Below are 13,436 nucleotides of genomic sequence, written 5' to 3' on the forward strand. Positions count from 1 at the left end.
GCGCGCATATGTCGTCTCCGCTGGCGGCCCGCCACCGTGCGTGGCCAAGGGCCAGTGTGCACGCCGAATATGTCAACAGTGTTGCAACGGCTCAACGTCATGCGCAAGAGAAAGACCAGCTGTGGCGGGTTCGCGACGCGCGCGCGCGCCACCAGCGTAAAATAGCACCTTGAACGAAAGATAAAGAAAGCAACAGCATGTCGATACAATGGTTCCCGGGCCACATGAACGCGGCCAAGAAGGAAGCGGCCGAGCAGATGGAGAACATCGATCTGGTGATCGAAGTCCTCGATGCACGCCTGCCCGAGGCGAGCTGCAACCCACTGGTGGATCAGCTGCGCAAGTTCCGCCAGCGTCCCAGCCTCAAGATCCTCAACAAGATCGACCTGGCCGATCCGGTCGCCACCGCCGCCTGGAAAGCCTATTACGATGCGCAGGAAGGCGTCACGGCCTACCCGATGACGACCAAGAAGCCGGCCGACGTCGCCCGTATCCCCGATCTGGCCCTGTCGCTGGCGCCGCACCGCGGCGTGCCGACGAAGCCGCTGCGCATCATGATCATGGGCATTCCCAACGTCGGCAAATCGACGTTGATGAACGCGCTGCTGAAAAAACGCGTGGCCAAGGTGGGCGACGAGCCGGCCGTGACCAAGGTCCAGCAGCGCCTGTACCTGAACAAGAACGTGGTGCTGGTCGACACGCCCGGCATGCTGTGGCCAAAGATCGCCATGGCCACCGATGGCCTGATGCTGGCGGCCAGCCATGCCATTGGCACCAACGCGCTGGTCGAAGAAGAAGTGGCCGAATATCTGGGCGAGCTGCTGCTGCAGCGCTACCCGCACCTGCTCACCGCGCGCTACGGCCTGAAAACCGAGGGCATGGATGGTGTCGGCGTCATCGAAGGCGTCGCGATGCGCCGGGGCTTCCGTGTACGCGGCGGCGAGTACGACTACGAAAAGGCAGCGCACTCGCTGCTGCAGGATTACCGCCAGGGCGCCCTGGGCCGCATCAGCCTGGAAACGCCGGATTCGCGCGCGGCCAGCCTGGCCCTGCACGCGGCCGAAGTGGCCGAGAAAGCCCGCCTGGCCGCCGAGAAGCTCGCTGCCAAGCTCGAAGAGCAGTCGCGCGGCAAGCGCGGCAGCTGACCTGCCAGGGCGCGTGCCGACACGGTATAATCGCGCCGTTTTGGTGCTCTCGCGCGCATTCCGGCGCGCGAAGTTAAACGGGAAACACGACAGGGCTGCGCCGCGCGCCGTCCTGGAAGTGTGCTGCCCCCGCAACGGTCAACAAGCGCCGCGTCCGCACATCCTGCGCCGCGGCAGACAATCTCGATAACCACTGTCCGCACGACAGGAAGGTGAGGGCGTCCGCTTGCCAGCCCGGATACCGGCCAGGACAGGTGGGAGCGCAAGGCGCTTCCTTCGACGCCAGGCTGCGGGGACGCAGCGGGGCGCCCTTTACCGAGAACACACTCATCATGACTTTTGCAGCTCCCGCGCGCCGCGCGCCCCTCGTTGTGGCGTGCGCCTTCGCCGTGTCCACCTTCGCCACCATCGCCACCGCACAGGAAACGCTGGCGCCGGTCGTCGTCACCGCCGCCCGCTTCCCGGCCACCGCCACGCCAATCGGCGCCACCGTGATCACCGCTGACCAGATCCGCAGCGCCGGCGTGGCCGACGTCAATGCGGCCATCCGCAAGATCGGCGGCGTCTTCGGTCGCCAGAGCCTGGACGGCTCGCCCGACTTCAGCCTGGACCTGCGGGGTTTCGGCACCAACAGCGCGCAAAACGTGGTGGTGATGGTCGACGGCGTGCGTCTGAATGAAAACGAGCTGGCCAGCACGGTGCTCTCGAGCATCCCGGTCGACACGGTCGAGCGCATCGAGATCACGCGCGGCGGCAGCAGCGTGCTGTACGGCGACGGCGCCACCGGCGGCGTGATCCAGATCTTCACCCGCCGCCCGCAAGGTAGCGGCACGCGCGGCACCCTGTTCGTGGAAGGTGGACGCTTCGACGCGCTCGACCTGCGCGCCTCGATCGCGCATGGCGCCGGCCCGTGGTCGTTCGACGCCGCCGTGGCCGACCGCCGCACCGACAACTACCGTGACAACAACAAGTACGAGCAGACGAGCTTCAGCGGCGGCGTGCAATATGCGTACGCTTCGAATGGCCGCGCCGGCCTGCGCTTCGAGAGCTCGCGCTCGGACTCGCGCCTGCCGGGCTCGCTGAACGAGGCACAGTTCCAGGCCAACCCGACCCAGAGCAATACGCCGGATGACTTCGGCTCGCTCGACACCGACCGTGTCAGCGCGTTCGTCGAACACCGCATCGGCGCCATCGAACTGGCGGCCGAACTGTCGCACCGCGAGCGCGATGTCGGTTCGACGTATGTGTTCTCGGGCTTCCCATCGGCCTCGCGCTACCAGTCCGAGCAGACCCAGTTCTCGCCACGTCTGCGCCACACCGCCACGCTTGGCGACAAGCGCAATGAATTCGTTACCGGGATCGATCTGACCCGCTGGGACCGCCAAGTGACGTCGAGCTTCTCGGCCGGCGACGCAAAACAGGCGTCCAAGGCGCTCTACGTGCGCGACGAACTGACCTGGAACGCGCCGCACAATGCGCGCCTGGCCGTCGGCGCGCGCCATGAACGTTTCGACAAGAACTATGCCGACCCGCTCGCGTTCACCGCTCCCGAAGACACCGAACAATCGGTCAATGCGTTCACGGTCGAAGGCAGCATTGACGTCGCGCGCGAGGTGACCATGTTCGCCAAGGCCGGCCGCAGCTACCGCATCGCCAACATCGACGAAAACTCGTACCGCGCCACAACGGACGTGCTGGCGCCGCAAACATCGCGCGACCTCGAACTGGGCGTCGCCTTCGGCAACGACGCGCGCAAGGCCACGGCCCGCGTGTTCCGGCACCGCCTGACCAACGAAATCTTCTTCGACCCGACGCTGGCCGGCGGCTTTGGCATCAACACCAACCTCGACCCGACCCGGCGCCAGGGTGTCGAAGTCGAAGGACAGGCGCTGCTGGCGACCAATCTGCGCCTGACCGGCGCGTGGCAGTACGTGCAGTCCGAGTTCCGTGATGGCCCAAACGCCGGCCGCGAGATGGTGCTGGTGCCGAAACACGTCGTGACGACGCGCCTGGCCTGGACGCCGGGCAATGGCCAGACCGCCGATGTGGGCGCGCAGTGGGTGGCCAGCCAGCGTTTCGGCAGCGACTTCGCCAATAGCTGCGACGCCCGCGTGCCGTCGTACACGACGGTCGACGCCCGCTATGCGCGCCGCTTCGGCCCATGGGAAGCGTCGGTATCGGGCCTGAACCTGCTCGATCGCCAGCACTACAGTTACGCGTTCAGCTGCCGCGCCGGGATTTACCCGAGCGATGGCCGCCAGCTGAAGGTGTCGCTGCGCTACGACTTCTGATCCATGTTCTGCGGGGCGCGGACGGCTGATGTATTTGCATGCATGTTTCAGCGGTAAGCAAATGCAATAAATCGCGCCCTGCAGACAGGGAAAGGGCAAAAAGTGGTAATCTCGCGATCGTTCGCTCAATCATATATGTGGAAGGATGTTATGCGCACTCTGCGTTTTGCCCTCGTTGCTGCCGCCCTGGTTGCCGGTTTCGCCAATGCTTCGCCGACTGATCCACGCGTCGGTTCCGAATACACCGTGCTGGCCGCGCCGCAGCCGACCCAGACCGTCGGCAAGAAGGTCGAAGTCGTCGAATTCTTCGCCTACCACTGCGGCGCCTGCAATGCGTTCGAGCCGACGCTCAATGCATGGATCAAGAAGCAGGGCGACAACATCGTGATGCGCCGCATCCCGCTGCCATTCCAGGGCCCAAGCGACCCGGAAGCACGCCTGTTCCTGACGCTCGACGCCATGGGCAAGCTGGAGCAGTACCATGACCGCGTGTTCCGCGCCGTGCACGTCGAGCGCAAGCGCCTGATGAAGGATGAGGACATCATCGCCTGGGCAACCTCGAACGGGCTCGACAAGGCCAAGTTCATGGAAGCGTGGAACTCGTTCGGCGTGCAGACCAAGCTCAAGCGCCTGCCGGCAGTTGCCGAAGCGTACAAGGCCAGCAGCACGCCGACCGTCGTCATCGATGGTAAATACGTCGTGTCGCCGGCTACTGTGGCACAATCGAACAAGATCCAGGACATGGGCCAGCTGATGACGGCCACTGGCCAGGTCCTCGATGCACTGGTAACGAAAGCAGCCCAGACCAAATGACCAACGACGTCGAACGCGATATCCTCAAGATCTATGAAGGGTCACGGCCCAAAGAGGAAGAGCTGTTTGAGACCAGCCGCGTGAACCATGTCGCGTGGTCGCTGGCGGCGATCTTCGCCCTGGTGGCCATCTGGCTGGCCATCGCGCTGGTCAATGCCGAAAACCAGCGTCATGCGCTGGCGACGAACAAGTGCCCCGACATGGTCTTCAAGTCCGGTGTCGACAAGGCCTGCCTCGTCACGGTCAATTCGCGCGATCACTGGTGGCAGCATCTCTGGCATGCGGTGACGAATGTGCGTCCGCTGCCGAGTAATGTCGGGCAGTAAAGGTTGTTGATAGCAAGTTGAACGGCGTCCGGTGGACGCCGTTTTTCATTCTACTGGTGTCCCCGCATGCATTACCCGGGCGCGGGCGCTGGCACTCCAGCGCCGCAGCGCCACCGAGGCGCACGCCGCCAGCACCCCCCCGACGACCAGCACCAGTCGCGTGTCGATCAGCGTCAGCACCGCGCCCAACAGCGCCATCAGAATATTGGCCAGGCAGAAAATGGTCGACAGCAGCGCCATGACCGAACCCTGGCCATACTCCGCGAACGTATCGGCCGACCACGTTTGCAGCGCCGTGTTGTAGAACGCATGCGGCACGCCGAACAGGACGATGCCCGCAATGCCGATCCACAGATTGCCTAAGCCCACGCACAGGATCGCCGTGGCGCCCACGGCCGCATACCAGCCGGCGCGCAGGCGGCCTTCGACGAGGCTGGCATGGCCGGCAAACAGCGCGGCAGTGGTCATCAACGCGCACATGCCCATGTTCACCAGCGAAATCTGGCGCGCATCGTAGCTGCCCACGTCGACCAGCCACAACGGGAAGTACTCGTACAGCGACGCGACGCCGCAGCAATAGCCCAGGTGGATGATGAACAGCGTGCGCAGCGGCCCGTGGCGCAGTAGCGTCAGCGCATGGCGTTCACGCGCGACGGTCCACCAGCGCAGCCCGTGCGTGGCCGGTGGCGTCGCCGGGATCGTCAGGAACACGCCGAGCGTGCCCAGCAGCAGCGCGACCGCGGCGATGCCGAACGGGACTTCTGCGCCGTAGGCCATCGTGAAACCGCCCAGCAGCGGTCCGACGAGCCAGCCAAGGTTGAACGCACCATTAAGCCAGGACAGAGCGTGATTGCGCAGCGGCCCCTTGACGCGTTCGATCACCAGCGCGCGCATGACGGCGCCATTGCCTTCGAGCAGACCGGTGAAGAAGCGCGCCGCCAGGAACAGCAGATACGATTCCATGACCATCGCGGCGGCCGTGAGCAAGTGGCCGAGCGCCGCGCCCACGGTCGTGAGCAGCAGCGCGCGGCGCCGGCCGAAGCCGTCCGACAGCGGCCCCAGCACCGCGCTGCCGATCAGCAGGCCCAGTGGATTGATCATCAGCGCAATGCTCAGCAGCAGCTTGGGCGGCAAGCCGAGGAAGCTGTTCAGGCCGTGGACGCTGCCGTCGGCAAACAGCGGCGCCAGCATCGGGTAGGGCAGGGAGGCGCCGACGGTCGACAGCAAGGCCAGCGCGCACAGGGTGGTGATCAGGAACCGTTCGTTCATGCGGGAGTCTCGATGGACAGCGGCAGCCGCACGACGAAGCGCGCGCCGCCAAGACCGGACGTCGCCACCTGCAGCGTCCCGCCATGCAACAGCACCGCCTTGAGCGCGATCGACAAGCCGAGCCCGAAGCCGCCGGTGGCGCGGTCGCGGCTGCGGTCGAGCCGGTAGAACGGCTCGAACACCTTGTCACGCTCGGCGTCGGGGATGCCGGGGCCGTCGTCGTCGACGGCAATCTCGATGTTGGTTGGTCCCCGTGTCGCCGACAGCACGACCCGGCTGCTGGCATATTTCTGGGCGTTGCGCAGCAGATTGCCGACGGCGCGCGCCAGCAGGCGGGCGTCGCCGTCGATGGTGCCGAGCCCGTCCTCAAACTGGCAACTGACGTCCCGGGGCGACGGTGGCAGCGTGGCGCAGCAGTCGCGCAGCAGCGCGTCCAGATCCACCGTAGCGCCCTGCAGCGTGCCGGCGCTGTCGAGTTTGCTCATATCGAGCAGCTCTCTCACCAGGTCGTTCAGTTCGCGCACATCGCCTTCCATCGCGGCGATGCGGCGGCGCAGGTCCGGGTCGTTGGCCCGCGCGTCCAGCAATTCAAGGCCGAATTCAAGGCGCGCAATCGGCGTGCGCAATTCGTGCGAGACCGAATGCAGCAGGCTGCGCTGCGCGCCCATCAGCGCCTCGATGCGCCCGGCCATGTCGTTGATGCGTTCGGCCAGCGGATAGACGATCTCGGAGGGGGCGAGCTGGGCGCGTGCCGACAGCTTGCCGGCGCCGAACTCGTCGGCCATCCGTGACAGCGATTGCAGCGCCCGCCAGTGCGAACGCGACCACAAGGCAATCGGCAGCAGCAGGGCGAGGGCGACGATGACGAAGCGCAGCAGCTCCTTCTTGAGCTCCTTGCCGATATCGATCGGCAAGTTCTGCGCATGCAGCACGTCATCGTTGCTGCCGATATAGCGCTCGCCCGCCAGGTCGACACGCCGATACAGGGCGCGTTCGCCGATATCCAGGACAATCGCGCCGCGATCGAGCGCCGCACGCCGGGCGCCATCGAACCGGGCGCGCGCGGCGGCCAGCGGCAGCAGGTCATAGCGCACCGGCGAGACTTCACGCACATTGTTCAGGCGCGTGAGCCACTCGTCGCCGGGCGCTTCGTCCACATAGTGTTCGATCAGGAAAATCTGGCCCGCCGCCTGGCGCCGTGCAATGTCTTCCAGCGGATCGCCGAACAGGCGCGCAAAGGCGAAGTAGATGAGGAAGGTCGCGGCCGTGATTGCCAGCATGACGACCACGAAAAACCGGAAAAATAGCCGGTTCACGGGTGCATCCCGGGTGACTGTCGGTGATGAAGCGCGGCCAAAAGCATGGTTTCTCCTGAGCCGGAGATTGTACAGCGGCAAGGGCGCAACCGTCAGCATCCACGCCGGCGCACGGGCATCGCCTTACAAATTGACGACAATTGGTGGACATCTGAAGGGTGATTCACGGCGGCGCAACGCTTACCATCAGTCGCATCATCAGGGTTTCCGTTTGCCCACTGATGCGCAAGTGTCAGTGGGTTTTTTTATTTGTGCCAGAGCGAAAGCGTCTGCGTTGCCACCATGCGATTGGGAGAGCGAAGCTTGCTCGACGTAAAATATCAGCACACGAACTCCCGGAACGCCATCACGATGAAACAGTTCTTCGCCCTGGCCCTCGCTGCAGCAAGTGGTGTTGCGAGCGCGCAGACGCCGGCCACCAACCCGATGCCCGACGGCAGCCACGATATGTATGCGGGACTGGGCGCTGTGTCACGGGCGCGCTATGAGGGCGCGGCAAATACGAAGACATCGGTCCTGCCAGTGCTGCAGGTGCAGTGGAGCAATGGGATCTTCATTTCCGGCATGAGCGCCGGGATGCACATGTCGACCGATCCCACGCTTGAATTCGGCCCATTGGTATCGCTCCACGCCAGCCGCGACGAGTCCGGTTCGGGCGGCATCGTCGATGGCGTCGGCGTGGCGACCATGCTGCCGCTGGCGGCGCGCATGCGGCGCGACAATCCGCTGGCCGGCATGCCGGACGTGGATGCACGGATCGAAGGCGGCGCCTTCCTCAACTATTACCTGACTCCCGCATGGCGTCTCACCAGCAGTGTGCTGATCGGCTCCGGTAGCGAGCGCGACGGTGCACGCATGACGCTGGGCGTGCAGCGCCTGGCCGTGGCCATTGCGCCGCAGCACACGGTCTCGCTCAATGCCGGGCTCACGCTGGTCAACCGCGACTACAACCAGAGTTATTTCGGCGTGAGCGAGAACGACGCCTGGACCAGCGACAATCCCGTGTACCGCCCTGGAGGCGGCCTGAAGGATGTGCACGTCGGCGCGCGCTGGAACTGGGCGCTTGGTCCGTCCTGGATGCTCACCACCAACGTGCAAGCGACGCGCCTGACCGGCAGCGTTCGCCATAGCCCGCTCGTCGAGCGGCCCACCAACGTGACGGTTTCGACCGCCTTCGCTTACCGCTTCTGATGATGCAACGCGTACACCTCTCCGCCTGCGTGACCCTGCTGCTGACGGCAGGCGTTGCCGTCGCGCAGGTGCGTGCCGACGAATGGGTGAGCTATCGGGATGCCTACCGCGCGATGGTGGTATTCGACAAATATGGCGGACCCAAGCATCTGCTGCAGAATCAACTGCAGGTACGCCCGCGTGCCAAAGGGATGCTGGAAGATGGCGCGAGCCTGCTGATCAAGGGCCGCACGCTGCAGACCAGCCTGGCGCTCGATCCACTTGGCCGCACGACGCTGCCGCTGCTCAAGGCCGCCTACGACGAGAACGCCGTGCTGGCGCCCAACCGGCCGCTGGGCGGCTTCACGGTGCGCCCGCGCATCTCGCTGGCGCTGCGCGCCGATGGCTCATACGACGCGACCGAACTGCGCGCCGCCTGCGAGCAGGCCCTGGGCTTTGCCCGCCACATCAACGCCTCGGCGCGCAGCCAGGCGTGCGTGGGCGTGCGGCTCGTGTTTCCCAAGACAAGTACCGATGCCGGCGCCCGGGTGCGGGCCGGTAGCGCCGAGACCGTCCTGCCAGTCACGCGCGCGCCAGCGTTCACCGGCGACATCGATGACGATTTCCCGGCCGTCACCTACCGCTTCGCGCCAACAGACGCGACCCAGCTCGTCACGTACCACGCGCCGCTAGCGATCGTGCCGGTGTTCGAATAGGTAAAAAGCGGGGGTCAGGTCTGACATTCGGACACGAGCTCGACAATCGGCTAGTCAGAACTAGCTGGCACCGGGTCATGCTAATACTGGTCAAGACACTTTTGGAAGTGGCTAAGGCTGAGGCCGTGTCCGAATGTCAGACCTGACCCCGGCTGTGTGACCCCGGCTGTGAATCGTCAGACGTAAAAAAAACCTGCCGCGGCAGGTTTTTTTATGGGAGCGCCGTCAATTCCAGGCCGATGGCGAAAACAGGTAGCCTTCGCCCCACACTGTCTTGATCTTTTCCGAATCGGCATCGTCGAACTTGCGGCGCAGCTTCGAGATGCAGTTGTCGATACTGCGGTCGAGGCCATCGAACTCGATCCCGCGCATCTTCTTGAGCAGGGCGTCGCGCGAGAGCACGCGCCCGGCCGCCTCGGCCAGCACCAGCAGCAGTTTGTATTCGGTATTCGACAGTATGCACGGCTGACCACGCCAGACGACGCTGCGGTCGCTCGTGACGATGCGCAGCGCGCCAAATTGCAGGATGCGCGCATCGACGCCCGACTTGGCCTGGGCCCTCCGCATCAGCGCGCGCAGGCGGGCCAGCAGCACGCGCGGCTGGACCGGCTTGTTGACGAAATCGTCGGCGCCTTGCTCCAGGCCCGAGACTTCATCGTACGAATCTTCGCGCGCGGTCAGGATCAGGATCGGGACGTCCGAGTGCTCGCGGATCTGGCGGCATACCACCATGCCGTCCAGGCCCGGCAACATCAGGTCGAGGATCACGACGTCGGGCGAGAGTTCCTTGAAACGCTCGAGCGCGACGTCGCCGCGGGTGACGAGGTCAACCGCGAACTCGTAACTGGACAGGTATTCGGAGACGAGCTCGGCCAGGCGCGCATCGTCTTCCACCAACATTACACGGTGCATTCAATTTCTCCTCGGTCGGCCATTGTAGCGGCCAGTGCGCCGGAATGGCAGATCCTGCGAGAAGCGAGACAAGTCATTACAGTTTGACGACAACCGGGCGCATCTGATGCGCCCGGTTGTCGATCAAGGCGCACACACGATCCTCAGTCGGCACCAATCGTGTTGCGTGACACGCTGGCGCCGACTTTCTGGTTGGCGTGCAGTGCAAGCGCCGGCACGGTCGCCCCATTCACGCTGCCCAGCGTGAACTTGACGACGCCAGTGGCCGGGACCACCACGGTGTCGCCGCTGCAACCTGTTTTGGCGGCATTGAGCTGGCCATTGATGACGTTGCAATAGGTGCCAGGCGGGAGGCCGGTCGCCTGCGTCGTGGTCCAGACCGCTGAGTCGTTATTGATCGCGACAAATCCCTTGCTGCCACGCGAAAAGGCGATCTGGTTGCGCGTGCCGGTGACAAAATTATCGACGCCCTGGCCCGATGTGGCAGCGCGAAACCCGACCATGTTCGAAATTTCGGGCCAGCGGTGAATGAAGTCCCATGCCTGGTTGATCAGCGGATTGCCATTCGCGTCGAACGGGCTGGTGCTTGGTGGCGGCTGTTCGCTCCGGGTAAAGCGAAAGCCCGAATGCACTTGCGCCGCGCCGTAGGGCCAGGCCAGCATCAGGACATTGGCCAGCTGGTAGCGCTTGGTGCCTTGCGTATCGTTGGGAACGCCGGTGAAGTTGCTGGCCACGAGCGAGCTCGGGGCGTGTTCGCCGCGTTCGGAGTCCCAGTTGTTGATGAACACGGTCGCCTTGTCGCTGGGGAGGAAGCCCCAGGTCCCGCCCCATCCGGCGCTTGGCGAACCCATAAACCTGGGCAAGTCCGCCACGGCGGCGCCATTCACATTCTGGAACATTTCCTTCATCGCATAGACGTAATGGAACTCGTTGACCAAGCCAGTGGCCAGGTAGGCACTCGCCTTGACGCCACTGTCCGGGATCACCTCTTGCGTGAACCACAGGGGCTCACCGGCTCGGGTGGTCCGGGATACGCCATTGAGGAAGCCGGCAATGTCGCCCGGCGCCATGTGCTTGGCGGCGTCCAGCCGCACACCGTCCACGCCCATGGCCACGAGCTTGTTCAGGTAGTTGCGGATCTGGCCCTGAACATAGGTGGCCCCGGTATTCAGGTCGGGCAGGTTGTTGAGGCGGCAGCTCGTCACCCTGGTGCGGTCGGCCAGGCTGTAGTCACCGCCCTGGATAACGCAGGCGGCATGGAAGTCGGGGGCGCTGAAATAGGGATAGCTTTGCGTGGCGGCATTCCAGCTGCTGCCATCGGTGGCCGTGCCGGTGCCGGCGCCGTCGGCCATCTGGTTGACGACCACGTCGGCGTAGATGCGCACCTTGGCCGCGTGGCAGGTATTGATCATGGCCTGCAGCTCGGCTTCCGTGCCCATCCGGCTGTCGAGCCTGGTGTAGTTGACGGCCTGATAGACGTCGTACCAGAAGTCCAGCTTGCGCGATGCATGCGGTGGCGAGATCTGCACCGCGCCGTAGCCCTGTGGCCCGAGCCAGTTCGTGCACTCCCTGGCGATGTCGTTCCATTTCCAGCGGAACATCTGTACCGAGGTATCGGCAGGGTTGAAGTCGGCAGCCGCTGCTGGCGTGCTGAACGCCATGGCGATGGAGGCGATGCTGCAGAGACGCGCTGCGCGGGGCAGACGGTGCACCAATTTCCTGGTTCGGATGAATTCCACGTTGATTCCCGGGTTGTGACGCGTTGACGATAATGCCCCCACGGTGGACTAACTATCTGTCCAATGTTGCTATGACGGAAATTATCACGGAACGTCAGGGCATAGATTCAGACTTGCTTCAGAGCCAGGCAGCCTGGGCATGGGGGTTGCCGGCTTGACGAACAGGGATCCGTCGTCGAAGATTCCGATCATCCAACCACGTCCTGACACCCTTGGAAAACGCCATGAACCTGGTCGTCAAAGTACGCGTGCTGCGGCACATCCGGCAGTCCGGCTATCGTCCGCAACTGGAGGACCTTCCTCCTGGTCTGTTCCCGTTCTGGCAGCGCACTAGCGGGAAAGAATTTCCCGGCATGCCGGACAACGCACTCTTTTTCATGCATGCAGCGACCGGACTGATGCGCTTTTTCGAGGTCGCGGCAGACCGGCGCGAGCCGTGCGCGTTGCCATCGCTGGCCGCCGACTCGGTCTGGCATGCTTGGATGGCATGGGACGCCGTGAATCTGGATCACTTCTGCCGCCGCCACTTCGGCAAGCCAATCGACCATCTTCCCCGCGCCATGCTCGATGCGCTGGCATTGCCGCGCGTGCTCGTTGGCTGCCGTGAACACGAAGACGCGCGCTCGCGGGTACGGGGCTTGCCCGCGTTGTTCCGCCTCGATGCCACATTGCGTATGCCATATGGTCATGGCTACGCGCTGCAGGACGAGGACATCGTGTACAGCCGTCTGGATGCGAACGGCAAAATGACCGGGGGCGCACGGCCGCATCCCGAGCTGACACTGCGGGCGCTGCTGCTGGCAAACCTGATCAGCCAGACAGACTATGCCGCGGCACTGCGAGAAAAACGGGGGCTGGATACCGGGGCAGGCACCTATTATGTCGGTGATGGCGGCAACGACAAGGCGATGCGCGACTGTGACGCCGACCTCAACTGCCACGGCGGCGGAAGCGATGGTGGCGATAGCGGCGGTGGCAGCAGTTGCGGCGGCGGTGGCGGAGGAGACTGACCGCCAGCATGCAAACGGCCCGCTTGCGCGGGCCGTTGCAGATAGTCACGCCGGACAGCGCGTGACGTTCAGTGACTCATTTACTTCAGGCCATGTTCTGGTTGACGAAGTCCCAGTTGGCCACGTTCCAGAACGCTTCCAGGAACTTCGCGCGCGCATTGCGGTAGTCGATGTAGTAAGCGTGTTCCCAGACGTCGGCCGTCAGCAGCGGCTTGTCGGTCGTGGTCAGTGGCGTTGCGGCGTTCGACGTGTTGACGATGTCGACGCTGCCGTCGGCCTTTTGCACCAGCCAGGTCCAGCCCGAACCGAAGTTGCCCAGTGCCGATTTGTTGAACTCTTCCTTGAACTTCTCGACCGAGCCCCATTTGGCATTGATTGCGTCCAGCGCCTTGCCACTCGGTGCGGCGCCGTTCGGGGTCATGCAGTGCCAGAAGAAGGTGTGGTTCCAGACCTGTGCCGAATTGTTGAACACGCCGCCCGACGACTTCTTGACGATCTCTTCCAGTGGCATCTCTTCGAACTCGGTGCCCTTGATCAGATTATTCAGGTTGGTCACGTAGGTCTGGTGATGCTTGCCGTGGTGGTATTCCAGGGTCTCGGCCGAAATGTGCGGTTGCAGGGCGTCCTTGGCATACGGCAGTGCTGGCAGGGTGTGTTCCATGATAAATCCTTGTTGGGTTGGAAAGGTTGCAGTTCTGATAGCGGCGCTATTCTAAACCGGCTGCAGCA

General features: G+C 64.1%; 12 protein-coding genes and 1 riboswitch. Of the genes, 7 read left to right on the plus strand and 5 right to left on the minus strand.

What is annotated here, in order from left to right; all coding sequences use genetic code 11:
* Nucleotides 1–197 precede the first annotated feature (197 nt).
* The 4 genes from ylqF (at nucleotide 198) to AC1MGT_RS18395 (ending at nucleotide 4,575) form a co-directional block, all read left to right on the plus strand.
* Nucleotides 198–1,145 carry a ribosome biogenesis GTPase YlqF gene (ylqF, locus tag AC1MGT_RS18380; RefSeq protein WP_332530749.1) on the plus strand — a complete coding sequence of 316 codons (948 nt, stop codon included), beginning with the start codon at nucleotides 198–200 and terminating at the stop codon, nucleotides 1,143–1,145.
* A gap of 25 nt (nucleotides 1,146–1,170) precedes the next feature.
* Nucleotides 1,171–1,409: riboswitch (cobalamin riboswitch) on the plus strand.
* 68 nt (nucleotides 1,410–1,477) lie between these two features.
* A complete protein-coding gene (locus tag AC1MGT_RS18385) occupies nucleotides 1,478–3,436 on the plus strand; it encodes a TonB-dependent receptor (protein ID WP_499501481.1) in 1,959 nt (652 codons plus the stop codon).
* A gap of 150 nt (nucleotides 3,437–3,586) precedes the next feature.
* Nucleotides 3,587–4,249: a thiol:disulfide interchange protein DsbA/DsbL gene (locus tag AC1MGT_RS18390; protein WP_183550131.1), complete on the plus strand. Its 663-nt coding sequence runs from the start codon at nucleotides 3,587–3,589 to the stop codon at nucleotides 4,247–4,249.
* Nucleotides 4,246–4,575, plus strand: coding sequence for a hypothetical protein (locus AC1MGT_RS18395; RefSeq protein ID WP_183550134.1), 330 nt, complete (start codon nucleotides 4,246–4,248; stop codon nucleotides 4,573–4,575). Before AC1MGT_RS18390 ends, AC1MGT_RS18395 begins: the two co-directional genes overlap by 4 nt.
* 45 nt (nucleotides 4,576–4,620) lie before the next feature.
* Here the strand turns inward: AC1MGT_RS18395 and AC1MGT_RS18400 are convergent, their stop codons facing one another.
* Nucleotides 4,621–5,844: an MFS transporter gene (locus AC1MGT_RS18400; RefSeq protein WP_499501482.1), complete on the minus strand. Its 1,224-nt coding sequence runs from the start codon at nucleotides 5,842–5,844 to the stop codon at nucleotides 4,621–4,623.
* Nucleotides 5,841–7,160 carry an ATP-binding protein gene (locus tag AC1MGT_RS18405; protein WP_499501483.1) on the minus strand — a complete coding sequence of 440 codons (1,320 nt, stop codon included), beginning with the start codon at nucleotides 7,158–7,160 and terminating at the stop codon, nucleotides 5,841–5,843. The genes AC1MGT_RS18400 and AC1MGT_RS18405 overlap by 4 nt, the downstream gene beginning before the upstream one ends.
* Before the next feature lie 351 nt (nucleotides 7,161–7,511).
* On the opposite strand from AC1MGT_RS18405, the gene AC1MGT_RS18410 reads away from it, so the two are divergent.
* The gene (locus AC1MGT_RS18410) at nucleotides 7,512–8,351 is read left to right on the plus strand and encodes a MipA/OmpV family protein (protein WP_499501485.1); all 840 of its coding nucleotides are present in this window, start codon (nucleotides 7,512–7,514) and stop codon (nucleotides 8,349–8,351) included.
* Nucleotides 8,351–9,046 (plus strand): hypothetical protein, encoded by a 696-nt coding sequence (locus tag AC1MGT_RS18415; RefSeq protein WP_499501486.1) that lies wholly within the window; start codon nucleotides 8,351–8,353, stop codon nucleotides 9,044–9,046. The genes AC1MGT_RS18410 and AC1MGT_RS18415 overlap by 1 nt, the downstream gene beginning before the upstream one ends.
* 225 nt (nucleotides 9,047–9,271) lie before the next feature.
* On the opposite strand, the gene AC1MGT_RS18420 is transcribed toward AC1MGT_RS18415, so the two are convergent.
* Together AC1MGT_RS18420 and AC1MGT_RS18425 are read right to left on the minus strand one after the other, a co-directional pair.
* On the minus strand, nucleotides 9,272–9,958 hold the full coding sequence (locus AC1MGT_RS18420; protein WP_499501487.1) for a response regulator: 687 nt from the start codon (nucleotides 9,956–9,958) through the stop codon (nucleotides 9,272–9,274).
* A 143-nt stretch (nucleotides 9,959–10,101) separates the two neighbouring features.
* Nucleotides 10,102–11,670, minus strand: a complete 1,569-nt coding sequence (locus tag AC1MGT_RS18425) for an alpha-amylase (RefSeq protein ID WP_499501488.1) — start codon at nucleotides 11,668–11,670, stop codon at nucleotides 10,102–10,104.
* 251 nt (nucleotides 11,671–11,921) lie between these two features.
* On the opposite strand from AC1MGT_RS18425, the gene AC1MGT_RS18430 reads away from it, so the two are divergent.
* Nucleotides 11,922–12,707, plus strand: a complete 786-nt coding sequence (locus AC1MGT_RS18430; RefSeq protein ID WP_499501489.1) for a UCP032817 domain-containing protein — start codon at nucleotides 11,922–11,924, stop codon at nucleotides 12,705–12,707.
* A gap of 85 nt (nucleotides 12,708–12,792) precedes the next feature.
* Here AC1MGT_RS18430 and AC1MGT_RS18435 read toward each other — a convergent pair whose 3' ends face one another.
* Nucleotides 12,793–13,368 (minus strand): superoxide dismutase, encoded by a 576-nt coding sequence (locus tag AC1MGT_RS18435; RefSeq protein ID WP_183550156.1) that lies wholly within the window; start codon nucleotides 13,366–13,368, stop codon nucleotides 12,793–12,795.
* Between the last annotated feature and the right edge of the window lie 68 nt (nucleotides 13,369–13,436).

This window comes from Telluria sp. BA11, assembly GCF_056680305.1.

Bases quoted from the DNA above. Each gene is read 5' to 3' on its own strand.
- AC1MGT_RS18400 (WP_499501482.1), bottom strand. From the start codon at position 5,844: ATGAACGAACGGTTCCTGATCACCACCCTGTGCGCGCTGGCCTTGCTG.
- AC1MGT_RS18420 (WP_499501487.1), bottom strand. From the start codon at position 9,958: ATGCACCGTGTAATGTTGGTGGAAGACGATGCGCGCCTGGCCGAGCTC.
- AC1MGT_RS18410 (WP_499501485.1), top strand. From the start codon at position 7,512: ATGAAACAGTTCTTCGCCCTGGCCCTCGCTGCAGCAAGTGGTGTTGCG.
- AC1MGT_RS18395 (WP_183550134.1), top strand. From the start codon at position 4,246: ATGACCAACGACGTCGAACGCGATATCCTCAAGATCTATGAAGGGTCA.
- AC1MGT_RS18435 (WP_183550156.1), bottom strand. From the start codon at position 13,368: ATGGAACACACCCTGCCAGCACTGCCGTATGCCAAGGACGCCCTGCAA.
- ylqF (WP_332530749.1), top strand. From the start codon at position 198: ATGTCGATACAATGGTTCCCGGGCCACATGAACGCGGCCAAGAAGGAA.
- AC1MGT_RS18430 (WP_499501489.1), top strand. From the start codon at position 11,922: ATGAACCTGGTCGTCAAAGTACGCGTGCTGCGGCACATCCGGCAGTCC.
- AC1MGT_RS18415 (WP_499501486.1), top strand. From the start codon at position 8,351: ATGATGCAACGCGTACACCTCTCCGCCTGCGTGACCCTGCTGCTGACG.
- AC1MGT_RS18385 (WP_499501481.1), top strand. From the start codon at position 1,478: ATGACTTTTGCAGCTCCCGCGCGCCGCGCGCCCCTCGTTGTGGCGTGC.
- AC1MGT_RS18390 (WP_183550131.1), top strand. From the start codon at position 3,587: ATGCGCACTCTGCGTTTTGCCCTCGTTGCTGCCGCCCTGGTTGCCGGT.